At 39.1% G+C, this 25,292-nt stretch carries 23 protein-coding genes and 1 pseudogene; 8 read left to right on the top strand and 16 right to left on the bottom strand.

All coding sequences use genetic code 11. The features are described 5' to 3' along the window. Positions 1-172: 172 nt before the first annotated feature. From ACL9RM_RS23680 to ACL9RM_RS23670, 3 genes are all read right to left on the bottom strand, one after another. Positions 173-2,239 (bottom strand): thioredoxin domain-containing protein, encoded by a 2,067-nt coding sequence (locus ACL9RM_RS23680; RefSeq protein WP_414126583.1) that lies wholly within the window; start codon positions 2,237-2,239, stop codon positions 173-175. A 241-nt stretch (positions 2,240-2,480) separates the two neighbouring features. Next, complete coding sequence (locus tag ACL9RM_RS23675; protein ID WP_250268261.1) at positions 2,481-3,485, bottom strand: alpha/beta hydrolase fold domain-containing protein; 1,005 nt, start codon at positions 3,483-3,485, stop codon at positions 2,481-2,483. A 422-nt stretch (positions 3,486-3,907) separates the two neighbouring features. Further along, on the bottom strand, positions 3,908-4,180 hold the full coding sequence (locus ACL9RM_RS23670) for a CD3324 family protein (protein WP_076161227.1): 273 nt from the start codon (positions 4,178-4,180) through the stop codon (positions 3,908-3,910). Positions 4,181-4,578: 398 nt separating this feature from the next. Between ACL9RM_RS23670 and ACL9RM_RS23665 the strand changes: the two genes are divergently transcribed. Next, complete coding sequence (locus ACL9RM_RS23665; protein WP_250268260.1) at positions 4,579-5,301, top strand: TetR/AcrR family transcriptional regulator; 723 nt, start codon at positions 4,579-4,581, stop codon at positions 5,299-5,301. A 26-nt stretch (positions 5,302-5,327) separates the two neighbouring features. Beyond that, on the top strand, positions 5,328-6,074 hold the full coding sequence (gene map, locus ACL9RM_RS23660; protein ID WP_250268258.1) for a type I methionyl aminopeptidase: 747 nt from the start codon (positions 5,328-5,330) through the stop codon (positions 6,072-6,074). A gap of 209 nt (positions 6,075-6,283) precedes the next feature. Here the strand turns inward: map and ACL9RM_RS23655 are convergent, their stop codons facing one another. Further along, positions 6,284-6,787 (bottom strand): hypothetical protein, encoded by a 504-nt coding sequence (locus tag ACL9RM_RS23655; protein WP_069291882.1) that lies wholly within the window; start codon positions 6,785-6,787, stop codon positions 6,284-6,286. A 298-nt stretch (positions 6,788-7,085) separates the two neighbouring features. Between ACL9RM_RS23655 and ACL9RM_RS23650 the strand changes: the two genes are divergently transcribed. Then, positions 7,086-7,616, top strand: coding sequence for a DUF4303 domain-containing protein (locus tag ACL9RM_RS23650; RefSeq protein WP_250268256.1), 531 nt, complete (start codon positions 7,086-7,088; stop codon positions 7,614-7,616). 185 nt (positions 7,617-7,801) lie between these two features. On the opposite strand, the gene ACL9RM_RS23645 is transcribed toward ACL9RM_RS23650, so the two are convergent. Further along, on the bottom strand, positions 7,802-8,503 hold the full coding sequence (locus tag ACL9RM_RS23645) for an RNA polymerase sigma factor (protein ID WP_237166231.1): 702 nt from the start codon (positions 8,501-8,503) through the stop codon (positions 7,802-7,804). Positions 8,504-8,727: 224 nt separating this feature from the next. On the opposite strand from ACL9RM_RS23645, the gene clpP reads away from it, so the two are divergent. From clpP to ACL9RM_RS23630, 3 genes are read left to right on the top strand one after another with little or no spacing between them, the layout of a single operon-like run. Continuing rightward, complete coding sequence (clpP, locus tag ACL9RM_RS23640) at positions 8,728-9,312, top strand: ATP-dependent Clp endopeptidase proteolytic subunit ClpP (protein WP_013310269.1); 585 nt, start codon at positions 8,728-8,730, stop codon at positions 9,310-9,312. Between the two features lie 59 nt (positions 9,313-9,371). Further along, positions 9,372-9,578 carry a hypothetical protein gene (locus ACL9RM_RS23635; RefSeq protein WP_061830193.1) on the top strand — a complete coding sequence of 69 codons (207 nt, stop codon included), beginning with the start codon at positions 9,372-9,374 and terminating at the stop codon, positions 9,576-9,578. A gap of 48 nt (positions 9,579-9,626) precedes the next feature. Beyond that, the gene (locus ACL9RM_RS23630; protein WP_250268254.1) at positions 9,627-10,292 is read left to right on the top strand and encodes an MBL fold metallo-hydrolase; all 666 of its coding nucleotides are present in this window, start codon (positions 9,627-9,629) and stop codon (positions 10,290-10,292) included. 165 nt (positions 10,293-10,457) lie between these two features. Here the strand turns inward: ACL9RM_RS23630 and ACL9RM_RS23625 are convergent, their stop codons facing one another. After that, entirely contained in the window at positions 10,458-11,033 is a 576-nt protein-coding gene (locus ACL9RM_RS23625; protein WP_250268253.1) for a TetR/AcrR family transcriptional regulator, read from the bottom strand. A 146-nt stretch (positions 11,034-11,179) separates the two neighbouring features. Between ACL9RM_RS23625 and ACL9RM_RS23620 the strand changes: the two genes are divergently transcribed. Beyond that, positions 11,180-12,292 (top strand): alpha/beta fold hydrolase, encoded by a 1,113-nt coding sequence (locus tag ACL9RM_RS23620; RefSeq protein WP_250268252.1) that lies wholly within the window; start codon positions 11,180-11,182, stop codon positions 12,290-12,292. 276 nt (positions 12,293-12,568) lie between these two features. Here ACL9RM_RS23620 and ACL9RM_RS23615 read toward each other — a convergent pair whose 3' ends face one another. From ACL9RM_RS23615 to ACL9RM_RS23600, 4 genes are all read right to left on the bottom strand, one after another. Beyond that, positions 12,569-14,596, bottom strand: a complete 2,028-nt coding sequence (locus tag ACL9RM_RS23615; protein WP_250268251.1) for a family 43 glycosylhydrolase — start codon at positions 14,594-14,596, stop codon at positions 12,569-12,571. Between the two features lie 67 nt (positions 14,597-14,663). Then, a complete protein-coding gene (locus tag ACL9RM_RS23610) occupies positions 14,664-16,559 on the bottom strand; it encodes a carbohydrate-binding protein (protein ID WP_250268250.1) in 1,896 nt (631 codons plus the stop codon). A gap of 881 nt (positions 16,560-17,440) precedes the next feature. Continuing rightward, positions 17,441-17,569: a hypothetical protein gene (locus ACL9RM_RS23605; protein WP_414126582.1), complete on the bottom strand. Its 129-nt coding sequence runs from the start codon at positions 17,567-17,569 to the stop codon at positions 17,441-17,443. 3 nt (positions 17,570-17,572) lie between these two features. Further along, positions 17,573-17,773: a hypothetical protein gene (locus ACL9RM_RS23600; protein ID WP_250261418.1), complete on the bottom strand. Its 201-nt coding sequence runs from the start codon at positions 17,771-17,773 to the stop codon at positions 17,573-17,575. A gap of 456 nt (positions 17,774-18,229) precedes the next feature. Between ACL9RM_RS23600 and ACL9RM_RS23595 the strand changes: the two genes are divergently transcribed. Further along, the gene (locus ACL9RM_RS23595) at positions 18,230-18,979 is read left to right on the top strand and encodes a class I SAM-dependent DNA methyltransferase (protein WP_250261419.1); all 750 of its coding nucleotides are present in this window, start codon (positions 18,230-18,232) and stop codon (positions 18,977-18,979) included. 307 nt (positions 18,980-19,286) lie between these two features. Here ACL9RM_RS23595 and ACL9RM_RS23590 read toward each other — a convergent pair. The 6 genes and pseudogenes from ACL9RM_RS23590 to ACL9RM_RS23565 all read right to left on the bottom strand — a co-directional run bounded on the left by ACL9RM_RS23590 (position 19,287) and on the right by ACL9RM_RS23565 (position 24,783). Continuing rightward, positions 19,287-20,476 (bottom strand): annotated as a pseudogene (locus ACL9RM_RS23590) (acyl-CoA thioesterase/bile acid-CoA:amino acid N-acyltransferase family protein). Positions 20,477-20,620: 144 nt separating this feature from the next. Beyond that, the gene (locus tag ACL9RM_RS23585; RefSeq protein WP_061830185.1) at positions 20,621-21,184 is read right to left on the bottom strand and encodes a MarR family winged helix-turn-helix transcriptional regulator; all 564 of its coding nucleotides are present in this window, start codon (positions 21,182-21,184) and stop codon (positions 20,621-20,623) included. A 511-nt stretch (positions 21,185-21,695) separates the two neighbouring features. Then, a complete protein-coding gene (locus tag ACL9RM_RS23580; RefSeq protein WP_250268249.1) occupies positions 21,696-22,199 on the bottom strand; it encodes a hypothetical protein in 504 nt (167 codons plus the stop codon). Between the two features lie 387 nt (positions 22,200-22,586). Next, positions 22,587-23,486, bottom strand: coding sequence for a DUF2326 domain-containing protein (locus tag ACL9RM_RS23575; RefSeq protein ID WP_250268248.1), 900 nt, complete (start codon positions 23,484-23,486; stop codon positions 22,587-22,589). A gap of 380 nt (positions 23,487-23,866) precedes the next feature. Continuing rightward, positions 23,867-24,046 carry an ABC-three component system middle component 7 gene (locus ACL9RM_RS23570; protein WP_323873154.1) on the bottom strand — a complete coding sequence of 60 codons (180 nt, stop codon included), beginning with the start codon at positions 24,044-24,046 and terminating at the stop codon, positions 23,867-23,869. Beyond that, positions 24,043-24,783: an ABC-three component system protein gene (locus tag ACL9RM_RS23565; protein WP_250268247.1), complete on the bottom strand. Its 741-nt coding sequence runs from the start codon at positions 24,781-24,783 to the stop codon at positions 24,043-24,045. The genes ACL9RM_RS23570 and ACL9RM_RS23565 overlap by 4 nt, the downstream gene beginning before the upstream one ends. Positions 24,784-25,292 lie beyond the last annotated feature (509 nt).

Raw genomic sequence — 25,292 nt, 5'->3', positions numbered from 1 at the left:
AATATTAAAAAAAATGCGTAGCATATGTTAAGAAAATATTAGTTTCATCTCACTATACCTACCTCTTAATATGAAAATAATCCCCTTGAAGGTAGCAAACATAGGGTCATTTTCGAAAATCACCTTATGCTTACTACCCCCGAGGGGATTAGGTTTGATCGCTTTATTCAGTTCAATCCAACAACACCTTCAGATCTTCAAGCCTGGTAACAGGTGCTTGACAGGTAAAATGCTCACACACATATACAGCTGGTTTGCCTTCCACAAGATTGTAATCACGGATATAAGAAACCGTCTCTGCAATCTCCGACTGTCCTTCATCTTTCAAAATAACGACCGTATTCGGCCTGAACCCCGCTCGAACCGCCTGAATGAACTGTACGGTCTGCGGATCGTCCCTATGACCTACAATCACAATCTCCTTCGTCGTTCCTATTGCATACAGCAACGCGCTGAGCAAGGCTGAGCAGCCTGACGGGTAATGAGCAACCATGCCGCCAAAAGCCTTAAACTGCTTGGCTGCATAATTCTCCAATCGGGATTCACCCGTTAGCCGTGCAAGCCGCACAAAATTATGAGCCGCAATGCTGTTACCCGACGGAATCGCACCGTCATAGATTTCTTTAGGCTTGGCAATTAGCTGCTCACTATCTGACCCATAAAAGAATAATCCGTCCCGTTCCTCATCCCAGAACAAGTCGATCATATTTTGATTGAGCGTCAACGCCCGTTGCAGATACTCTATATCGAAGGTCGCCTGGTACAGCTCGATCAAGCCCCACACATAAAAAGCATAATCATCTACATAACCGGGATAAGCTGCTTCTCCGTCCCGATAACGTGCTAACAGCCGTCCGTTCTCCTGTCTCAAATGGTTCCACAAAAACGTCTCAGCCTTCCGAGCTTGCTCTGTATATCTCGGGTCTCCAAAAGCTTGTCCCGCCTTCGCCAGTGCAGCAATCATCAACCCGTTCCACGAGGTCAAAATCTTGTCATCCTTATGAGGATGAACCCGCTGTTCTCTGGCAGCAAACAGCTTGGCGCGTAGCTCGCTAACCCGCTGTTCCAGTTCCTGCTCAGTCAAGTCATGTTTGATCCCATAGGCTTCCAGATTGATATCAATCAGGTTTGGAATGTTGTGGCCTTCAAAATTGCCGTAAGGTGTAATCCCATACAAATCGTTGAAAAAGGCGGCATCCTCATCGCCTAGTACAGCCCTTACCTCAGAGTCGTCCCAGACATAGAATCTCCCCTCTTCTCCTTCGGAATCCGCATCCTCCGCCGAATAAAAGGCACCCCCTGCATCCGTCATGTCTCTTGCGATATATGTAAAGATTTGTTCTGTAATCCGTCGGTACAGTTCCTTGCCTGTCACCTGCCAAGCTTCTGTATACGCGATGGCCAACAGAGCATTGTCATACAGCATTTTTTCAAAATGCGGCACCAACCATTTCTCGTCCACGGAGTATCGTGAGAACCCCATGCCTACGTGGTCGTAGATTCCACCACGGGACATCGCATCTAGCGTTTTCTCTGCCATTTCCAGTGCCTGTTGATTCCCCGTATGCCGTGCATATCGCAGCAGAAAAGACAGGTTATGCGGAGAAGGAAACTTAGGAGCTTCCCCGAAGCCGCCATATTCCTTATCGAAGGTGTGGCTGTATTCATGGAAAGCTTTATTCAAGCTCTGTTCATCCAGTTCACCGCGATAACCTGCAAGCAAGTCCTGCCGCTCATGCTTGGTAAGCACCTGCTCACTCAGCTCCACCAGCTCTTCGGGCTGTTCTTTCCACCGGGCGCCCACCTTGTTCAGCAGCTCCAACAGTCCGACACGGCCATACTTTTGCTCCTTGGGCAAATACGTCCCCGCAAAAAAAGGCTTCTGATCCGGCGTCATCAATATTGTCAGTGGCCAGCCTCCATGCCCTGTCATCGTCTGGCAGATGGACATATAGATATGATCCACATCCGGGCGTTCTTCACGATCCACCTTAATGGATACGTAATCCCTGTTTAATACCTCAGCCACTTCTTCATCCTCGAAAGATTCTCTCCCCATTACATGGCACCAATGGCAAGTGGAATAGCCAACAGATAGGAAAATAGGCTTGTTATCACGTTTAGCAATTTCAAAAGCCTCATCTGACCAAGGGAACCAATTTACCGGATTGTGAGCATGCTGTAGCAAATACGGTGATTTTTCCTTGGATAGTCTATTCGGTTTGCTGCTCGTTGTCATGGGACATCACCACTTCCGTAGTTGGATTTTATGCTTGGTACTATTTTACCCTAAATGGGTGGTAAAAGTCGGAAGAGATGAAAAAAAGATGATATCAGATTAGAATTAATATATTGTTAAGAAGTATCAATGACTCTCAACCGTATCTATCTATAAATTGTTTATTCAGATCATAAGTAGGTATGAAAAAGCACCGATGGATATTCTTCATCAGTGCTTTATTTACTGCAGTCGTACCTTATTAGCGTTTAGCATTATACTCATTAGAATTTATATCAAAGATCTCCAGCGCTTTCAGTAAGGCGTATTCACTTGTTCTGGCCCCTTCTTTTGAAAAATGTGCATCCGGAAACGCAGGAGACATATGATGGTACCCGGGATAAACATGTAATTCCACTAAGACTCCATCAAAAGCCAGTTGTTTTGCAAAAACCAAGGCTTCATCAATGAATAAATCAATGGTACCTATATTTATATAAGTCGGTGGTAACCCCGCCAATGACTTAGCACGGGCCGGCGCATAATACTCATTTACCTCCTCTTGACCCGGTTCTTCCCCCAATACAGATTTCCAGCCAAAATAATTACTTTGTTTTGTCCATATAAACTCTCCTGCGTATGGATGCTCTGGTGCGGTACTTGTGCGATCATCTAGCATTGGCCTCATCAATCTTAGATGATGGATTTCGAATTCCTTCTGATCACGAATGTACAAGGCTAGGCCAGCCGCCAGACCGCCGCCAGCGCTGCTGCCCCCTACGGCAACTTTCTGAGTATCTATCCCTAACTCTTCCGCATGTTCAATACACCATTTTAGGCCCGAATAACAATCCTGTAACTGACTTGGCTGCACATGCTCTGGTGCTAGGCGATAGTACACGGATACACAACAGAAACCATGTTGTGCAGCAAGAGATGCATTAGCAGGACGATCCACGACTGGACTTCCTAAGACCATCCCGCCTCCGTGTATCGAATAATATAGAGGCATCTTATGATGCTTTGAATGTTTGGGCTTAATGATTTCTATTTGAATATCTGGACCACTAAAGTAACTTGGCACAACCTTTTTTTCTAATGTAATAGGGAACATCTGCGTTACATCTATTTGTTGCATCATTTGAGATTGATTTTTACGTGCTTCCATTAGTGTAGATTCGGTAAGATCGGTTGTTGGTATTAAATCAACTGCACTGATAATTTCCGGATCAATCAGATGCCTACTTCTACTTTTTTGCTCTCCCATAGTAATCGTTTCCTCACTTTCTTGTTTTAAGACAATGAATCAATACATTTTTCCCTTTAATTGTTGCTGTTGTTTATATTCATATTTTAAAGATTAAAATAAGCTTAATAAATGAAAACAACGATTTAGAATCATTTTTGGCATAAAAACAATAATGAAAAAATGAAGTACAGCCTTTGAAATAGAATGGGTCTGTTGGATCATCGGGGAGGGTGAACGGAATTTTGGGATCAAGAACGGTATGTAAAAAAGCTCAAGAGAGAAAATGAAATGCGAACACACATCAAACCTTTTGCCAAACAAAAAAGACGTGACCGGATTGATTTTTCACCACGATCATCCGGTCACGCCCTAGGCTCACCATGTTATGAGGCCAAAATTAAATTCATTGACGCGAGTATAGCACCACGCCACTTTGCAAACTAGGTATTTTTATGTGAATACACAATTTTCTTAATGGTTTCGGTAGAGAGGAAAAACTCCTTAGCTAATTGCTCGATACTGCTGCTATTTTGAAAAGCATTTCTGATTGCAGCATTTCGCTGTTCAAGCAACCTTCTCCCGCCACTCAAACTTCCCCAATCCATATATTCCGTTTTTGGCTTAGGAATATACAGCGTCTCTCCTTGAACATATTTTTGGATTTCCATAATTAATTTTTGAGGTAAAACTTTTGTAGCATTCGTATATCTCAATTTTGCTCGCCCCTTATTTTGATTCTTTAAAATAAGGTGCAAAGCCAAAAATATTAAAAAAGCTTGTAGCGTTAAAAATTGTTTCGCCCCATACAAAGTAACGCTTTCCTAATAATTGGCTTTGCATGAGTGTAAGAAGTCACAGACAATCCCAATAGATTCTCCATCAGTAGGCACCCCCTTTTACTTCGCAAGTATAGCATAACTTCTGCTCACCTGGGACCAGCTAAATGATATCAGTACAATCAAACCATTAAAATTGAGCTGATAAATAACTGATCTTCATTCGTTTATGAGGTGTTGCCGGGACTTTTGTTTGCCCGACTCTTGTTATTCGCAAGCCGATGTTTTATATTGACATAAGAGTATGTCAAAAATAAAAGAGGTGAACGGACGAGATGTCTCCACGTACGAAGGAACAAAACGAAGAGATCCGGCTGCGGCGTCTGGCGCAAATCCGAAAAGCCGCTGCCGATGTGTTTTTGAATAAAGGGCCTTTACTGGAAATCCGCGATGTGGCCGTGCAGGCGGGACTCGGCTATGGCACGGTATACCATTATTACAGCAATAAGGGCAATTTGCTCCACGATCTGCTATGGGACGCGTTGGAGCGGGCCGGGGGATGGCTGGAGGCCCCGCGCGCTTCGGCTTCAGGGGAGGCGCCGGCGGGCGGGCATTTCGGCTTGGTTGCTGCGGCGGACACCGGGAACTCGGCTGCCGCGGATTCCCAAAGCAGCAGCCGCGAAACAGCCGCTTCCACAGAGTTTGGCTCCGTCGCCGTCGCCGGTATTCGGCTGCTGCAGCTTTGGGCGGAGGACCACGCCTTGTACCTGCTGCATAAGCTGGCCGGTGAGGGCTTTGCCTCGCTGCCTGAAGCGCGCTCTGCCCCACTTTCGGCTGCCTTTCGCCGGGAGGTGCTCGCGCCGCTTGCCGCGCTGCTGGAAACCGGTCGTGCGGCGGACGGGGCTGCCGCTTCCGGCGGAAACGCGGCTGAGCCACCGTATCGGCTACAGCGCGCGGAAATGCTGCTGGCCGCCTTGGTCGGCTGCGCGTCGCTTTCGCTTCGCCGCGGAAAGCTGCACGAAGAGGCCAAAGATATCGTCCGGTTTTTAAAATTATAGAATTGATAAGGAGCGAATAGACAAAAATGATCATTTTAAAATCACCTAGGGAAATCGAAGAGATGAAGCCGGCGAGCCAAATCGTTGCGGACTGCTACCGCGAGGTGGCCAAACTGATCGAGCCTGGGATCACCACCCGGGAAATCAATGACTTTGTTGCCAGACACATCACCAAGCTGGGTGGCAAGCAGTTTACGAAAGGGTACAACGGTTTCCCCGCCGAAACCTGCATTTCGGTCAACGATGTGGTGGCCCACGGCATTCCTTCGAACCAGGTGCTTATGGACGGCGACTTGCTGAAGCTCGACATCGTCGTGGAATACGGTGGATGGTTTGGCGATTCGTGCTGGTGCTATGCGGTGGGCAATATCCGGCCGGAAGCGCAAAAATTAATGAAGGTGACAAAGGAATGCTTGGATATGGGGATCGCCCAGGCACTCCCGGGGGGCCGGCTCGGCGACATAACGTCGGCGATTCAACAACATGCGGAAGCGAACGGGTATTCAGTCGTACGCGATCTGCTGGCGCATGGGATCGGGCGGAGCCTGCACGAGGAGCCGAGCTACGAGCATATCGGCGTAGCCGGCAAAGGCATTCGGTTAAAGGAAGGCATGGTGTTTACGATTGAACCGATGCTCAATGAAGGTACGTTCCGTATCACGATCGACGACGATCAGTGGACGGCGAGAACGGCCGACGGCAAGTTGTCGGCGCAATATGAGCATACGATCGCAGTTACTGCGGACGGACCACTGATTTTAACGGCCCAGTAAGAATAGAGGAGAACGGACGGCAATGCGTCATTTTAGGAAATAAGTCACCAACCCGCCCTCCTTGGCCTGACGAAAGTTCATAATCCGAAACGCGAACAAGCGATGGTTCCAGCTTGGGACCATCGCTTTTTTTATATGGTTTGTAACTTTACCGATTTACGAAAAACCACGTTGTTATACGGTTTTTTTATTATGCCTTTGGTATCGTGTTACGGATTTACACTCTCTGCTTTGCTAGCCTGTCTTGCGTGTATTTTTTTCATTGCAAATCTTGCTATTGGCTGAGCGACCAATAGCTCAATCCAAAATGCTACACCAAAATTTCTAAACCAACTGTAAAAGAAGTTCTGAAAAGGTTCTAGGCTTATTTGTTTCGTACCAACCCAAGTTCCTATAATGGTTAGAAGCATAGATAAGACTGTAACATTCAATAAAGTATTCAATAAAACTCTAGCATTAAATCCATCTGTTTGTCCTACGAATTTGGGTATCACTTTACCCACTAACGGTCCTGCAACCAATCTTACTAACAAAACAACGATAATCCACATAAACGGAATAATCTTAAGCGTTTCTAAATAGTTTTCTTTACTAAAGCCTCGTTCCAATCCCATAATAATGGGGGCGATCGTGTTTACTGAAATAATTGAAATAATCAATAAAAATAATATACCTTCTTTTGCGTTTTGAGGCAGTCTTTCTTCCTTATACATATTGTTTCCCTCCGAAATAAAAATATTTCAGATGGTAGACGTATCATGCGACATATATTTTTGGTCATTAAAACTAGTACCAATATCTCTACACACTGATCTAACAATTATAACAACTTTTTTTAAACAAATAAAAGGGTTTTCTAAGTTTATCAAGCTGACATTCGTTAACTGTGACGATCCTTGGATTGTCGCTACAAGACAAGAGTAGCAAGAGAATGAACGCTAGGCTACATGGTCGTGCTAATAATGTAAAATATAATCAAGTATAAAACTGATAAAGGAGTATATGAACCAGATGAACAATTTTCTAAATGAATTTGAGGAAAGATTTAGGGCAGGATTTTGGGATGATCTTAAAAGCATACTGGAAGAAGTGAAGAATGAGCAGGTTTACGCTTGTGCTTTTGGCACAGACAGCGATTTTATCACCTTGTTTCTTGCTGTTAATACGGAGGAATCACTTGTTAGACATATCACAAACATGAAAGCCCAAGACCTGTGCAACAGCAAGGAAGATGAAAATTATTATAGATGGGGATTAAGCGAATATCAATATGGCGATACAACACATCTCAATCATATTAGCAAATTTCTGTATGCAACCGAAAATGTGTTTGACTATAAAGATGAAATGATAAAAATTATGGCCAAGGTAGTTAAGGAAACAGACGATGTACTTTTTAATCAATTCGGCCAATCCAAAGAAGATATTATTTTTTTCGTGTCCATGACGGATGATGATATGGCCGAGGAACTGGAAAATCAGTCCGTAATTCAGATGACAAACGCCAAATTAGTTGATGGCTTCTTGCATCGTTATCAATAAAAGTGCGTTTGGAATATTACACTCATTTCGTTTAGGTAGGTTGCTTTGCTAGACAAATTCGCAATGTGCTTGTCCTATGCATCGCTAGTACTCTCTTGATCTACACGGGGTAGTACTAGCGAAGCTGATACTACCCCCGGGTCAGAAACAACTACTATGATCAGCCCCGCATTTCTCTTCGCAAACTACGCCGCTATCATACTCATGGTATGGGAATCCGTTTGTTTTACTAATGCGAGACTCCGGTGCAGCTTGTGATTGACGATTCCGATCACCACGTCCGGCTCCATTTCATCCTGATGGGAGAGCATAACCATTGCTGCAATATCTCCCATCTGATATGCCGCCGTCAACGCCCTTAGAAAAGTCTTCGAGTTTTCACTTTCCGGTAAGGATAACTCTCCTTTGAGGAGATCCTCCTTGACTGCTTCAAGCGATTTTCGTGCCCGGTGGAGTGCAACTTTTACCGCTCCCTCCGTTGTTTCGAGCATGTCGGATGTCTCGCTAATCGAATATCCAAACACATCTCGCAGCAAAAAAACAGTTCTCTGAAGCGGAGATAAATGTTTCATTAAGGACTGCAACGCTATCTCGATTTCAAAAGATCCATGATCCGGTACAGTTACTTTCGCTTGTTCCCTATTCAATATTCGAGTGTAGACTGCTTTTCTCCGTATATCATCAATCCAGGTGTTCTTAGCAATTCGTAGCAAAAGCGCTTTGGGGTTTGTATGCTCGAAGCTATTTAACTTACCTAATGCTTTTATCCAAGTGTCCTGAGCCAGTTCTTCCGCATCCCAATTTGATTTCGTAAGCGACAGACAGTAACGTTTCAGGACCGCCTGTAATTCCTCCAAGTTCTCGATGTTTATTGTATTATCTGTCATTTGTATAGAATCATCTATGCGCATAGGTCCTCTCCTCCACGGTCTTATTCTGCCCTTTCCTAGAGCAAAGCCATTTGTTACCTCCAATGTAAACGAACAAGTGGTTGTAAAAGTTACACCTTTTACGCAAATCGTTTTCCCATTGAAACCTCCGTATCTTTTTACGACCTCGGTTCGTTTACAAGGAGAAATCAACTGAAAACAGGGAAATTGGGGGTATCAGAATGAGTGTTTATGTTCCTTATGTTGTTGAGCAAACCGCTCAAGGTGAAAGATCGTACGATATCTATTCCAGACTCTTAAAGGATCGTATTGTGTTTGTCGGGGCAGCCATCGATGATCATTTGGCTAACAGTATTATTGCTCAATTATTGTTCCTGGCGGCAGAAGATCCGGAAAAAGAAATTTACATGTATATCAACAGCCCGGGTGGCTCTACTTCCGCAGGATTTGCCATTTATGATACGATGCAGTACATCAAACCCGATGTACACACGATATGTACGGGATTCGCTGCTTCGTTTGGCGCGATCCTGTTGCTAGCGGGCGCCAAAGGGAAACGTTCGGCGTTGCCGAACAGTGAAATCATGATCCATCAGCCGCACGGGGGCGCACAAGGTCAGGCCAGCGATATTGCGATCAGCGCAAAACGAATTTTATGGACTCGTGAAAAGGCAACCCGTATCACAGCTGAACGGACCGGGCAATCTTTTGAAAAAGTCGAAAAAGATATGGACCGGGACTTTTACATGTCCGCTCAGGAGGCACTGGAATATGGTGTTATTGATCAAGTGATAACTTCTTTGTAGAGTATGCTCAAAACCTAATGATCTGCAAGAAACTTCAAGAAATAATACGAGGTGATATCATGTTAGCAAGCTTACAAGGCCAGGAAGTAACTATTCATTTTATAGATGGGACCCATGTATGCGAGGGGATACTGGATCAGATTGACGACAAGTTCGTTAAATACCTTACGCAATATCAGACGCTTGTTATTCCTATTACATCCATTCGCACCGTATCCATTGACATTAAGGAACGGCAACGCCACAGAGTTGGATTCGCCCCTTGAACCTATTTTAGCATAGGTGGTAATTTCATTTTACGGAGGCCCGATATTTTGAAAATTTCACAGGGAGTAGAAATGCTTCAGCTAGATTTTCATGGGAATATGATTCACCCCATTCTTTTGTGGGATCAAGAAGCGGCTGTTTTAATAGACACAGGATTCCCTGGGCAAATGAAAAATTTACGCGAGGCTATGGAAAAGGTAGGCGTGTCGTTTGACAAACTAAAAGTTGTGATTTTGACGCATCAAGATGTGGATCATATAGGTTGTCTTCCTGAGATTTTGCAGGAGTGTGGCCATCATATCAAAGTCTATGCACACGAACTAGATAAGCCGTATATTCAGGGGGATATCCCCCTTTTAAAAGATAGTCAGCTTGAGAATCCCCCGAAGGGCAAAGTGGACGATACCTTAATAGATGGTCAGGAACTGCCGTATTGCGGCAGAATTCGAGTCATCCATACACCTGGGCATACTCCTGGTCATATCAGCCTTTATTTAATGCAAAGTAAGACTCTTATTGCCGGGGATTCGATGTACAGTGTTAACGGGATTCTCGGGGGAATTCATGTCCCGACCACACCGGATATGGATGCAGCTTGTCTCTCATTGAAAAAGTATTTAGATCTCGACATTGCATCCGTAGTTTGTTATCACGGGGGATTAAGTAATGTACATGTGAATGATCAGATATTAGGACTTACCCAAGGATTATAAAGTTAAAGTTCCAGCAAGTTACCTTTGGTGAAACGATGTTGTGATCGAGAAGATTATTTAAAATAACACTTTGTTAATTCGTTATTGAACTTTAACAAAGTGTTATTTTGCATTTCACAAAATAGATCTTCATTGTTTATTCCTGCAACCCATACTCCACGCGTGCTAACTTGTATATAGATCAGACTTTAACTGAGAAAAAATATATTCCTGCATTTGATCTAAAAGAAGAATGATGTTAGTATCTTTACCATTTTTCAAAACCCACTGAATAGACGTCATTGAGTTAGCAGCATATAGTTCAGCTAAATACTCCAATGCGATCGAAGTTGAAGAATTCTGTTGCTTTAAATAATCTAAACAAGTCCGAAACAAAATTTGTTCAAATTCTTTACGTAAATCAGCGGATACTTCATGAACGGTTAACAATGTTGAAATTTCCAGCTTATTTTTAATCATATTATCGGTTACAAGTTCTATGGCATTGGCCACCTTGCCATCTTCCATGGAATCAAAACGCTGCTCAATTTCAACTTTAAAATCAGAAGCATACTGTTTAACTACTTTTTCTAGCAAGTCGTACTTATCCAAATAATGACTATAAAAAGTAGAACGTCCGATAAGAGCTTGATCACAGATTTTTTTGATCGTAATATCTTTAAAATCATGTTGTTGGAGTAATTCTATCAAAGCTCGCTCAATAGCTATTTTTGTTTTATAAATTCTGATATCTTCATTCATTTAACCACTTGCTCCTTATGTGTAAGTTTTCGAACACTTTATATATAGCGTGTAAGATATCCTACAGATTATGCGATACTAATTATTTTTTATGTAGTAACTATACTCTATAGTAAGCACATACCCAAATTGAAGGAGGACAATATATGTTTAAATCCTATGTCAATAACGAACAGTTCAATCTTCAAATTAATCGTTTTATCAATGATTATTATCAAGAAGATGATCGAGAACAAGCTGACTTGGAAAAAATAATTCCGAAATTAAAAGACACCCATAGCTGGTATGAAGCTTGGCTCAATTTTGCTAAGAAACGCGAATACAGCAAGGACTATGACTTAGCCTCAGTCTACTATCAAGCTGCAGAATTTTATCTTGCAACCACAGACCCCAATAAAGAAATAATGTATCGAAAATATAGAGAAACATTCTATAAAGGCTTTCATGATTTTGATTATGAATCCTACAAGATTCCCTATGAAGACTCGTATCTTCCTGCTGTGAAATTATTGGCGCCTGGAGCTACGAAAACATTACTTGTCTTTGGTGGGTATGATTCTTATATGGAAGAGATGCTTAAAATGATGAAATTCATGAAAGGAATTGATTACAATATTATTGTATTCGATGGCCCTGGCCAAGGAACTGCATTAAAAAACGGCCTAAAATTCATTCATAACTGGGAAAAGCCCATATCAACGGTGATTGATTATTTCAAATTAGATCGTGTAAGTCTCGTAGGTGCTTCTTGGGGAGGATATTTAGCAATGCGTGCGGCAGCCTTCGAAAAGAGAATCGATAAAGTAGTTGCTTTTAACATTTTTTATTGTGGCTTAGATGCCTTAAAAATGGGGATGCCAGAAGATACTTACCAGAGCATGATGCAACTCGTTGATCGTAATGAAGTAGACCAAGTGAATACATTATTCGAACAGATGATGACTCACAATATTGATTTGCATTGGAAGATTACCAAAGGGATGGAAAACACCGGTGAAGCAACGCCTTTTGACCTCATTAAAAATTTTGAAAAGCACACAATGCACGGCATTGGAGCATTCATTAATCAAGATGTTCTTTTATTAGCTGGAGAAGATGATCAATACGTACCTATTAGCCGACTCGTACAAATCCAACAAGAATTAATCAATGCTGCATCCATTACAACCAAAGTATTTACTAAAGAAACGGGCGGTGAGCAACATTGCCAAGCAGGTCACAGAGAGTTAGCATTTAATGAAATGAAGAAGTTCCTATAACAACTGTAAATATATATTTTTTATACGCAACATGCCCATCAAAATCGTAGTTCCATAGCTTCAATCGTTGTTATCCAATTGGCAAGTAAAGACCGACTCCAATTATGGAGTCGGTTTAGTCCATTCATTTTCCCCTGTTATCTCAATAGAGAAGTCCGTAATTTCCTCTGAGCTTTTTAATTCATGCGGCCTAGCATGGTTAGATTTTCGAACCGAAGAGCCTTGAAGGAGCGCAAGAAACGAACTTAAATCCACAGCTTCAAACCCTCTTGTTTGTCACTGCAAGTTTAAATAATCAAAATCAACAAAACCACCTGTTGATTTAGTAGCATAATTGAACAAAGCAAAACGGTATCCCATAAAGTGAGGGATTGTATATGACATCTGAAGTGTGTTGCCTATAGCCGTCCAATTTGTGCCGTCAAGACTGTAGTAGAAATATGCTTTATCCGTCTGATTTGTAAAATCACATATAAGCTTAAGATATACTCTGTTCTGGGTGAAAGGGACACTTGCCACTTCAGTCATTGCTCCAGAGCTGGCATTCACCATAACAATGGATTTGGAGGTCCCGTTCATCTTTATGCCTACAAATCCATAATTAGCCTGAAAAGCTGCAAGACCGGAATAGTCTCCGTCCTTCATCCCGCTTGTTTCCATTGCAATGATTCCTGTACTTTTCGGTCCAAATGTCCTTTGGGTAAGCGTATTTCTGGCATCCAGAATACTTTTACTCACTTTCCCTGTAGTCATTCTCATAAATCCAGGACGCTGTGTAAGGGACCAATGAGTATTGTCAGGATTGTGGTTCCATTGCCACTCCTTTTTAAGAGTCGCTTCAGAAGACGAGGTTCCTGTAAACGAAACATCGTCCACATAGAAATTCATCAAATCATTTGTTGGGTCTGGGGTTGAACTGTAGGGTGTCTCAATGAAAATAAACGTTTGTGAGAGGTCAGCACCTGCCGGAAGTGTATATGTTCCTTGAATTGTGCCCCATTGGCCCTTGGTTAGCGTGGTGGACCAAAGAATCGATATACCTGTGTAACTTGGACCATTCTGAATACCAAAATTAAATTGCTTAGTGGCAGGACCTTCAGTGTATTTAACCTTTGCAGAAAAATTATACATTCCGCCGGCTGTTACTTTTCCGGTAATTACTTGTTTTGGACCAGCAGCTGTTTGTTGTCTACCACTGACAAACAAGCTTTTTGAGCCGATGTAATAGTCTGTAGTGGTTGCTGCAACAATTACAGTGTTATTATTCGTCCACGGGCTTATGGTGGCATTTTCAAATCCACCGTTTGCAATAAGCTGACTGGAGGCTTGAGAAGATGAAAACTCATCAGACGCATAGACCTTCTTTTCGGGATAACCTTCAACAGGAACATCCATCGTAAGAGGAACCTTACCGTTAACACCGAATACCGGCCAATTATTTGACCATGTAACCGGAACAAGATACGGCATACGTCCAATTGCTCCGCTGTCTTTAAACAGCATAGCATACCAGGAGCCAGAAGGAGTATCAACAATCCCCCCCTGTGCAATGCCTGAATCATTCAATGAAACCTGACCTGTATAGGGTCCTGTCAAGCTACTTGCACGATAGGTTAATTGTGTGCGGTTGCCTCCCGATGGCCAGCATATAAGAAATATATAGTACATTCCCTTGATCTTTTGTATATGCGCCCCTTCAGCCTTGACTATGAAGCTGGAACCGGCAATATTACTGGCAGCGGAAATAATCACCTGATTAAGTCCCCCTGGCTTGATAGCCTTTGCATCTGCAGTAAGCTCAATAATGCTGATATTATCACTGCCATAAACCAAGAATACACGTCCATTATCAAACAGCAGCGATGCGTCATGATAATAGTTGCCAAGCACTGATGATGTCCATGGACCAGTCTCTATATTGCTGGTTTGATAGATGTATGTTTTGCCGGTAGAATTGGAGCCAAAGGACACATAGTAGATGCCGTTATAATATCTAAGGCTGCTTGCCCACGAGCCTTTTCCATATTCGTTCTCCCCGTTGTTAAGATTTTGTGCGCCATTGTTGGCATACGTATCGTAAACATAATTTACGATTTCCCAATTGACGAGATCATAAGATTTCATGATTGGAACTCCATGATTCATGTGCATGGTCGTGCTAGTCATATAAAAAGTATTACCTACCCTGATAACATCGTTGTCTGGAGAATCAGCATTTATAAACGGATTTGTAAAAGTAGTAGCTGCAAATACAGAAGTATTGGACATCATACTCATGAATAATGGTAAAACTAATAAAAGCACACTTATCCTCCTATACATATTAGAATCGCCCCTAATCTTTGATAGGTTCAAAAGCTTTTAGTTTTAGTTAATTAAATTGTAAATAATCCACATAGGCATCCCAAGTCCCGTTATCGGTGGTTACGATCAGTCTGACCTCTTGATTTCCGGTTACATGGGTGATATTAGACAAGGTTTGGACCGTCGGCGTAGTTCCAGTAAAATAAAAGGAACCAACTGTGGTTCCTCCTATTTGCAAGTCTACTCTGGCGGTACTGGAGTTATTCGAAGCACCCCTGACTGAAATACTATGAGTAGAGTTGGCAAAATACTGAGTGTATGCACTATAATCATCATTGGCGTATAAAGCGACCCCATTGAAAGGAGAACTGATCTTCCCAGCGTAAGTACCCCCGAGAGTCATATCCTCAGCTTCAACCCTTGTTCCAGTAGTATTGGGTGTAAACTGCCAGTAATCAATATTAAATAAGTTACCAGTCCCTGTTCCGGTAAACACTAAGAAAACCTTGTGGACTCCTGTTGCATTGCTTACAGTGGTTTCGACTTCCTTCCAGGTCTGTGTTCCTCCAGTAGAACTGACATTAAGAGTTCCAACCAGAGGACCCGTTGCACTGTCCAGACGTATTTCTATTTTACCGCCTGCATTGGATGCTATGTTTGCTTTAAACGTCTTGGCTCCACCGCTACCAAAGTCGGCATTTCCTACAGCGATCCAATCTCCATTGTGTACGTTTGTCACATTAAGATTATTTGTCGGTCCGCCTGATGCTTGACTCGCCTCGGTTGTAATCCCTGCATTCCACCCGATTGTTTCAGCCTCAATCCTATTGTATGGATTAAGATTGGCTATCTGAGGCACGCCTGCCATATTTCCCTGAACCTCTTGTATCGTTACATTCGTATTATGGATAAGCTTGTTAATATTAGGAGAACGATATCCTTTCCCTTCTCCCAACTGAGCCTTGCTGACAGTTTGGGAATGGTACACTACATACCATTGGTTATTAAAGTTAAACACCGAATGATGGTTATTTCCACCAACTCCAAAAAATGCTTGTGGATTTTTCAGGAAATGTCCTGTATAAGTAAAGGGTCCCATAGGACTGCTGCTCACCATGTAGCCTATTTCACCTGCTGGGTAATTTGACGGGTGTGTACCGGAGAAATTGATACAATAAGAATAATAATATTTGCCGTTATACTTATGAATTCCTGAGTCTTCAAACATGTAAGGAGCATCAATGGTTACTGCACTTCCAATAATACTGGTCATATCAGCGCCCAGTTTTAAAACTCTGGCTGTTTTAGGATTTGCAATTGAAGCTGGGTCCGAAGTATTGGGTATACCTCCACCAACATATAGATATCCTGTACCATCATCATCCACCAATACTGCCGGGTCAAAAAGCCATGTAACTCCAGACATTCCAGTTGTACTGTGTGTAACAAGAGCCTTTCCGAGTGGGTCTGTCCATGGTCCTATCGGAGTGTCTGCAGTTAGTACACCAATACCTGAGGCACCATTTGCAAAATAAAGGAAGAATTTATCCTTACCATTTATTTTTTTATGTGCAACGGCCGGTGCCCATGAGAGTGATGCCCATTTTGCAACACCTTTTCCATTATTTTCGTTATTGTATCCTGCGACCGGAATTGCACCGTGGTCTGTCCAGTTCACCATGTCAGCAGAAGATATGACGAATATTTTATTTAGTTCACTAAAATCATTCTCTTTCACCGTTCCATTACTGTTATATACATATGCATCACTCGACATATAGATATAAACCCTTCCATCATAGACCAACGCATAGGGATCCGCCCCCAATTTATGGTCCATAAGAGGATTTGAATTCCCTGGAAGCTTTGCAATTGCATTGTTAGCAGCATGTACAGGTACCATTGGTAAACAACTCAGCAATAATGTAAAAGCTAATAAAAACACCGAAAATTTTTTAATCATAAACATATTACCTCCATTTTTATATATCATGTCTATTAAAAGTTTACAAATTGCCTATGCATAGATTTAATTAGTAATTTTGTATCCTATTTGAAGGTTAGTGCTCCTAAACTCGGACTTGTAACATTTTCAGTAGATGTTATAGCCTCCCTTCTAAAATTGTAACCGCTTTCATTTTTGGGTGGGGATTCGCATCAAACCGAATTAGTTCATCATTTTATTTTCGCCCAATAAATTTCAGTTAATGGCTTTTTATAATTACCTTGGTTACGGTACATACAGCAAACTGCGTTGCACGGGTTCCAGGCATTCTTTTGGATATCAGCGCCTTAATTCACCGATGGCAAGCCATAACAGTCGTCTTCATGCAAGATGGTGCATTCGAGCTGTTTGTGCTCAAATGTCAATCTCCAAATTCCCCTCCCTTCTTTATCATTTCACGTACCGATTGAAAACTTTAACTTTAGAGTTGAACTTGAAAGCTTTTACATAATTACAAAGGAATATTATGTCGTTAGTAAGCGTGGAAGCGAGTTTTAGGCTATGCAGTCGGGGAAATGATATCCAGGAATATAATACCATAAACGCCAGTTTGGAACAAGTGCGACATCTTTGCAACTTGTGGAGCATGCTAATAATTCCAGGCTGTTGCGAAGCTTATATTCATGTCATTTTATGCGACTAGTTCTATCCAGAATAGCCATCAATCATGAGTTATCTTACAATTCAAACTTCAATTTATAAATAACATTTATCCCCTCTCATTAATGCCCGATCCTTTTCTTTTAGTCGCCCATTTAGATATAAAAAAACTTATTTCTGCTCAGCGTTCGAGGTGAAATAAGTTTTTAACTGAGTACATTTATCCAGGACCAGGAGACTTACCAATCGACTTCTTCAAAAAGACGGAAACGCATCTTTTTTTCAAATTTATCAAAAATTTTAAAACCAGATATTTCATCTTCATTTTCTCCAAGTTTTATCATAGTAGCTATTGCTAAGTCTCCCAACTTTTAATGGCCTAACAGCTTACCTTGATGTTCCCTTTTTAAAGATAATCCTTTTAATTTTTCAAATATTACCTCTGTAAGAATGCCTTCTTTTCCGATATGTGTCATTGCATGATTTAAAACTATGGGGTTCTTTTCTTCTAGCAAATTTTCCAACTCATCTATCGAACATTTTTCATCTTCAAATTTTTTTACTATTATCACCTATAATTTTTTTATTTCTGGGTAGGTTAAATGATCTAATCCTTTGTTTGCTCCTACTATAATTGTACCTTCATCTTTTGACTCAAAAGTTAAACTAACATCCATTATTTTTCCCATTTTAAACGTTGCCCCCTTTATCATTCTTCAATATAAAGTTCTCCCTTAACATCACGTATACGTAAATCAGCATTTTTTAAACGGGTTATGGCATCCCTTAGTAGTGTAATTTTCAAGAGATGTTAAATTAGGTTTAAAGACACGCTCTCGTCCAGTAAAAAGATATTGCCCCATCAGATCCGCTAAATTAGCGGCTTTTTTGTTTTAAAAGTGCTGGCGCGTCAGTCCTTTTTTTTATAAAACATCAACACCGTTTCCATATATCGCAAAACCGAGAATGGATGGTATAATGAAGGATGATTTAAAGAAATCTGTAGTGTAGTGGAGGGATGATTCATATTGATAAATCACGATAATCTTGAAGAGTATCGAGACCCGATTAATTATGATCTTGAATTTGGCGGCGAGACTAATAAGTACAATTTCTATCTTGATATGGCTAGATTGAACCCAGGCGAGGTTCTGGAACTTGCATGTGGTACAGGATTGACAACCATTCATTTATCAAAATCGGGGATACATATAACAGGTGTTGATATTTCTTCATCGATGCTTGAATATGCGCGGGTTAAAGCTCAAGGTTTGCCTGTGGATTTTATTGAAGCTGATGCTCGTACATTCGTTTCCGAAAAGCGTTTTTCCATGATTTATTTGACAGGAAATGCATTCCAGGCATTTTTGAGCGATGAGGATCAACGAGCCTTACTCGAAACCGTCTACAAGCACCTAGAATCAAATGGGATATTTGTTTTTGAAACACGAAATCCCTTGGGAACCGATTTATCCAACCAAGAGGAAAGCATTTGGGGAAATTTTATTGATAAAGATGGAATTAAAGTCAAGATATCTGGGACACAGTCGTATGATTCAAGTAACCAGATCATGCACTGGGTCACGTTCCGTGATTGGGGATCGGAGAAAACAATTTCTCGAATTGCATGTCGCTTTACTGATAATGACACGCTTCAGCGTTTATTAACGAGCCGCGGCTTTTGTATTGTAAATCAATATTCGGACTGGGATAAAACACCGTTCACTCCTTTATCTCCTTCCATCATTAGTGTTTGTCGAAAAAAACATGGAGCCTAAAACGAATAATCCCGGAATGTTCATCCCAAGTGTTTGACGACCGCGCGTAAGATATCCATGTCATTCGCATGTTTTTGAAGGAACAACAGGCTATTCCAGTGATTCCCGGAAAGAAAAATCGCCGAGTCACCCTAAAATATGATCAGGACGTTTACAAAAAAACGTTATTTGGTGGAATGCTTCTTTAATAAAGTAAAGAATTTATCGTCGTCTGGCGACTCACTATGATAAATTGGCGTGTACTTTCAAGTCTTTTTTTGCCTTGGCCACCATTATGGTTTGGCTTGCCTGAGTTTGAAGACACGCCCTAATTCATAAAAAATTCTATTGTTTTCTGCCAAGAATCTGATTGACCAAAAGAATTTCCTTTTAAAGTACCACCACAAGTAAAAACGCCTCCACCCATTTTTAAGTTCAATGTTTCGCTTAAAGGTATAATAAACGGTAATGGTAATGAGTGACCTAAATCCTTATAGTCTAAAAGATTGTATTTGTATTTATAATTGTTTTTTTCAAAATACTCATTATTTCTACACATGCCTCGTGAGTATTCCAAATATTATCTTGATGGCCTGAAATTAGCAATAAATTTGCATTTGCATTCTCTATTTTTATTCGAGCCTCCTCTTTATTTCTTGCCCTTTCCACACTTTTTTTATATGTAGTAGTAAAACCAAAAGGTATATTCTTTTCTAAGCAATGACGCTGATGATCGTAAAAAATATCATTATCAACGGGTATAAATGGTAATGATCTCCCTTCATATGACCATGATGAAACATTTTTACCACTCATCAAACCATCCAACGCTTGAAAACAATATGCATGGGGTGCAGAAGCCACAACTTTAGAAATGAAATTATATCGCGATGCCAAAAGTAACGCCAATTCTCCGCCTTTAGATGTACCGTGTACATATATTTCATTAGCACGTGTTAATGGATTCTTTTTAAGCCAAGAGAACACTTTTTCAAAATATTCAAGGGGAATTTCCTCTAGTTTTTTAGGCAATCCCTTTTCATTGAAATATCCAACGGTTAAAACATAAAAACCTCTAGATGCCAATGGTCCTGACAAAAGCGAAAGACCACTTCGTTCACCATCAGATCCACCCAATACTACAATCGTTTTATTATTTGAGTTTTCAGAATAAAATAACTCTCCCATAAATTCATCAGTGATCTGTTGTCTTTTCACTTCCGGTAACTTGAACATACGCTCTAGTCTTATACATTCTCGATCTTGTCCATTTTCACATACTATATCAATAAATACACTATCATCTATTGAAATATTAAGAGCGATATTCCCTCCCTCACTATTAATCTTTTGTAAAGAAGTAATAAGGCCCATACTATCTATATAATCATAAGTTCCAGAATCAGGTTTGTGTTTTGATAAATCAACACTGCCGTTTGAATCCGCAGTAAACCAAGCAAATGATTGATACTTTTCACTTACTGCCCATGGAAAATGCATGGATGCAGTTATTTTCATTTTGCCCTCTGGTGGTAACCCTGTGACACAAAAATCGATTTTTTCATCAATAAGTGCAACTCTTGGTTGTACTTGTAATTTCATCTCGTAGCCTCCAAAGAAAATATAGAACTTGAATGGAAATATTGCCTATTTTCAATTCCATCATTTAAAATGTTTTCTCCGCAAAATAAAACTATCTAAAGCTCGAATTTGTGCTCCTTGAAACCCTTCCAGGTCTTCAAATTTATAATTTACGTCTTCCTCAAAACCAACGTACTCTTCGTTGTGAGTACCATATATTCTTTTCAATAAACTCCATAACACTTCTAATTCTTCAGTTGTGAATTCATTAAAAATATCTGCCATTAGGCATATTGCTTTCTCACCACATTCCAGCATGACTCTTTTCCCTAATTCCGTGATTTCCACGTTAATGGCACGTTTGTCCCGTTTGCTTGGTGTCGTAATCAAGTATCCTTTATTCTCTAAATTGACTACAAGCTTTTGTGCACTTTGTTTGCTTGTTTCTAACTTTCTTGCAATATTAACAAGTGTCGTTTCATCCTCTGGCAAATGAGCTATTGCCAGCATGATCATGTACTGTCGTGATGTTAATTTCTCAAAATAGTTGTCGCCTTGTATTTGCAACTTATTAGTGACGGAAAAAAAAGTAGCGTAAGTTTGTTGCATTATATATAACTCTCTAAGCGCTTTAGAATATTCCATAAATATATCCTTTTCTTTTTATTGTCAGCATACTGACTATAATTACAATAACAGCATTTTGTATTATCGTCAACATGGTGACAATGATCATTTGGAAATTTACTACATTAAATAAACAATTGTTATTTTGTATCTGGAATCCCTAGTCGTTATGAACGATCAGCCCGGTCACGTCTTTTGCCTTGCAAAAGCTTTGGCAAGTCCTTATCGCAGAAAGATACCACCAGCGTTCGCCCACTCAATATTGCGTAATATCCGTTACCCATTTTTAGTTAGGCTTTTACTCTACACACTCAGCAGCTAAGTAGTTTCTCCTAGAGCGACGTTTTCGGCGAATTTTGGACTTGACTAAACTTTCAAAATGAATTGAATACAAACGCTCTACAGCTTGAATAAGTATTCTATTCATTTGGTTCACCTCCATTAGATATGAAAAAAACTTATTTCTCCTCATGGTTCGAGGTGAAATAAGTTTTGAATTAAGTGCATTCATTCAAACGAACAGGAGGCATTACCATTCGATTTCTTCAAATAAACGGAAAACCATCTTTTTTTCAAATTCATCTAATATCTTAAACCCAGTTATCTCATCTTCTTTTTCTCCAAGTTTTATCATAGTAGCTATTGCTAAGTCTCCTACTTTATAATGACCTATCATCTTATCTTGATGTTCCCTTTTTAAAGATAATCCATTTAATTTTTTAAATATTTCCTCTGGACGAATGCCTTCTTTTCCGATATGTGTCATTGCATGATATAAAACTATGGGGTTCTTTTCATCCAGCAAATTTTCTAACTCCTGTATTGAACATTTTCCTTCTTCTATTTTTTTACTATAATGTTCCAAACTGTAAATACTTGCCCCCACTTGAACAAGATCAGGAGATGCTAACTTACCAACGCATATTCCAATATTTTTCCTTTCAGCCATTGAAGTTGAAATTTGAACAGAGCTAACGCTTAATACCATTTCATTTTGATTTGCATATTTAATAAGAATTTTATTACCTATCATTTTTTTTATTTCTGGGTAGGTTAAATGATCTAATCCTTTGTTTGTTCCTTACTATAATTGTACCTTCATCTTTTGACTCAAAAGTTAAACTAACATCCATTATTTTTCCCATTTTAACGTTGCCCCTTTATCGTTCTTCAATATAAAGTTCTCCCTTAACAATTTGGATTAGAACAACAACCACCTACTCTTTTAGATAATGTATTTTTTGTATTTTTGCTGAATTCATCTCTCACATTAACCGACCCTCCTAGCAATATGTATTTAACAAGAACCTTATGGTAATAGTGATGAGAGGCGTATTTCTGCTAGTTACTCAAATGATTTGAGTTGTTATTAACATACTAAATATCTACTTTGAATAGATTTCATAGCTAAATATTACTATTACGCCCTCCAATCTTTATCAAATAAAAGTTTATCCTTTGAAAGTTGGATTACAGAATGTGTAATCAAAATTTCTTGTGTAGTACTTGAATATTTATTTAATTCATCAATTGAAATGAATGTTTGTTTTCGTTGCTCATCATATAATTCAATAATATTGTCAACCACACTATTTTCAACATTTTTGAATAGTACTGAATCATGTATCAAAATAGGTAGTGGTGTTAAGTCAAATATACATATATCTAAAATGAATAAATTTGTATATGCTTTCCCAGTTCCAGTATTATCAAAAACCTTATACTCATAGTCCTTTTCAAACAAAGTCAGTTCAGGTGCTCTCCGTTTTTCTGTATGAATTTTCTCATTAATAGAAATAATCTTTTTGTTAATCCGATCCATGACTGTTGACAATGACTGTTGTTTACTTTCACTAAGAACTGTTTCAGTACTAATAATTTCTTTTTGCAGTCTATTAGATTCTACAAAAAATTTATTTTCCAGCTCAATATTAGATACTTTACCAGATAACTCAAATAGTTTTTCAAATAAATAATTGTTATGTCTGCTATTTTCCACTAAATCATCTATTTTTATATCAATTATGTTTAACTCGTTATTGAATGCTTCTAGATTCTTCGATGCATCTTTTCTGGCTTGCAATAACTCTTGACTAAGTATTTTAGTAATACCATTATGAAATGAATCTATATTCTCCAATCTTTCAATATTTACATTTGGAAAATATGCTAAAAGAAGTTCAAAATTACTCGAATTAACCTTATTTTTAATACTTCTGTTGATTCTTTCTAGCCTTGACTTATAGTAATCTCTTTCTTTTAAAAATGCTTTTTTTTGACTTTGAAGCTGAAAAACTTCATCAGATAAAGCTTCAGACAATTTGACAGTTGTATTAACAATATCCTCTTTTAATTTAGAAATCTCTAATTCAATTTTATCTTTTTCTATAATATTTTTTTCATATTTTTTGGGGGTTATTTTAGGAATATAATCGAATTTCTTTGCCTTTTTTATAGCCCAGTCAGATTCCTTTAAATTTTTTAATTTCTTTTCATTATCTAATATTTCATTGTACTGATTGAATAGTAATAATAATCTTTTAACTGTATCAACATTTTTTTCTTTTGGAAAATTATGAAGGGGTCTCTTAACTTCTAAATTATATTTTCCCCATATCCTTGAAAAAAGACTTACTACAGATCTAAAGGTTTGTCCCCATGAGATGGAGTAATATTCTTTTAATAATTTGTTATATTCTGCTATAGAATATAAAGTACATCCAAAGAATATATAAATTCATCAATCTCTTCAAAAGAATTTTGAGTACTAAAGTATAATTCTTTAATTTGGAAATTAGATTGAGAAAGTTCGGTTAGTAGCACTAACATTTTATTTATAATCGAATCATTATAGTTTATAACTTTATTTGGTATAATCACGAAAACACCTCGCAATTTTGTATGAAAAAAGAGACTATAATTTTACATGCTTCTAGAGAACTATTCTCTGTCTTTTTACTTAACCATTCAGCCATATGATTATAAATCTCTTCTTGTGTATGTTTATTTTTCTTCAATTTTAGGTAAAATGTATTTACTTGAGAAGCAATTGTATCAAAGGAATATTGACATTCTTTGTCCAGCATTATAAATTGTTCCTTCACAAAGAAATAGTAGTCCGCTACATCACTTTTAATTCGTCTCTTTGTAAGTCTATTCAGAGTTATATTCGCCTTTTCATCAACTTTCAATGCATCTAAATTTAGAATCTGAGGAGATAATTCATTTTCGTTTTCCACAAGTTTATTTAGTATTATTTTAATTTCTGCCTCAATTTGATAACTATGATAGTCTGCTCTCCTCTCATTTCTTCTAATAATCTCCTTTTTTATGATGAGTAATTTTTTATATTCTTCTATAGTTCGTGGGGAATCAAATTTTTTATGACAATCACGACATAAGGCAATCGAATTATTCAAATCGTTTACATTTTGAGATAATTTCTCTACGTTTTTTAACAATAAGGATTCTTCTTTTGTTGGATTTAATGGGTAAATATGAGCAGCTTCAAATATCTTCCTCCTAATTCCATCTTTCACATATAGTAAGCTTTTAGAACAGAAAGGGCACATACCTTCTACCTCAGAAAAAAGGATCATATTATCATTTTCATTCATACTTTTTCTATTAGCTTGCATGAGTTCACCTCAAACTAATCAAATGTAATAAGATACAATTAAAGAATTTGCTTCCTTATTTCAACTTTATGTACTTATAGTATCATACAAATGAACTATTGGTCGATGTTACCTGATCTTTTTGCCTAATACTTAAGAGCCATTTTCGAAAAAAAATATTACATTAGTCTTCGTAATTGGCTAACTAAGCTAAAAGCTCACTCTAGTAAATTAAGGAGAAAGCTCTGGTTATAATCATTGTATTATAGTTTAGTTATGATCCAATTGTCATTTTATCAGGAAATACTCCCCTTCTTTAATGAAGCATCGAGCCATTTGTTGTGCTGCTCTGTCAAAATAAAAATGTGTTTGAATGATTTGAATCTTGTATAGGCTCAATCTCAGAAAATAACTTAGTATCTTTATTCAATAGGATTTTCTCTCATGAATTCTTTTTTGGACCTTATCTATACACAACCACAGTCTCATCATACTGTTTCTTTATAAAG

Origin of the sequence: Paenibacillus sp. S29 (assembly GCF_049319765.1) — a bacterium.
Taxonomy (GTDB): Bacteria; Bacillota; Bacilli; order Paenibacillales; family Paenibacillaceae; genus Paenibacillus; species Paenibacillus polymyxa_B.
This window is presented reverse-complemented; position numbering and strand designations above follow the sequence as displayed.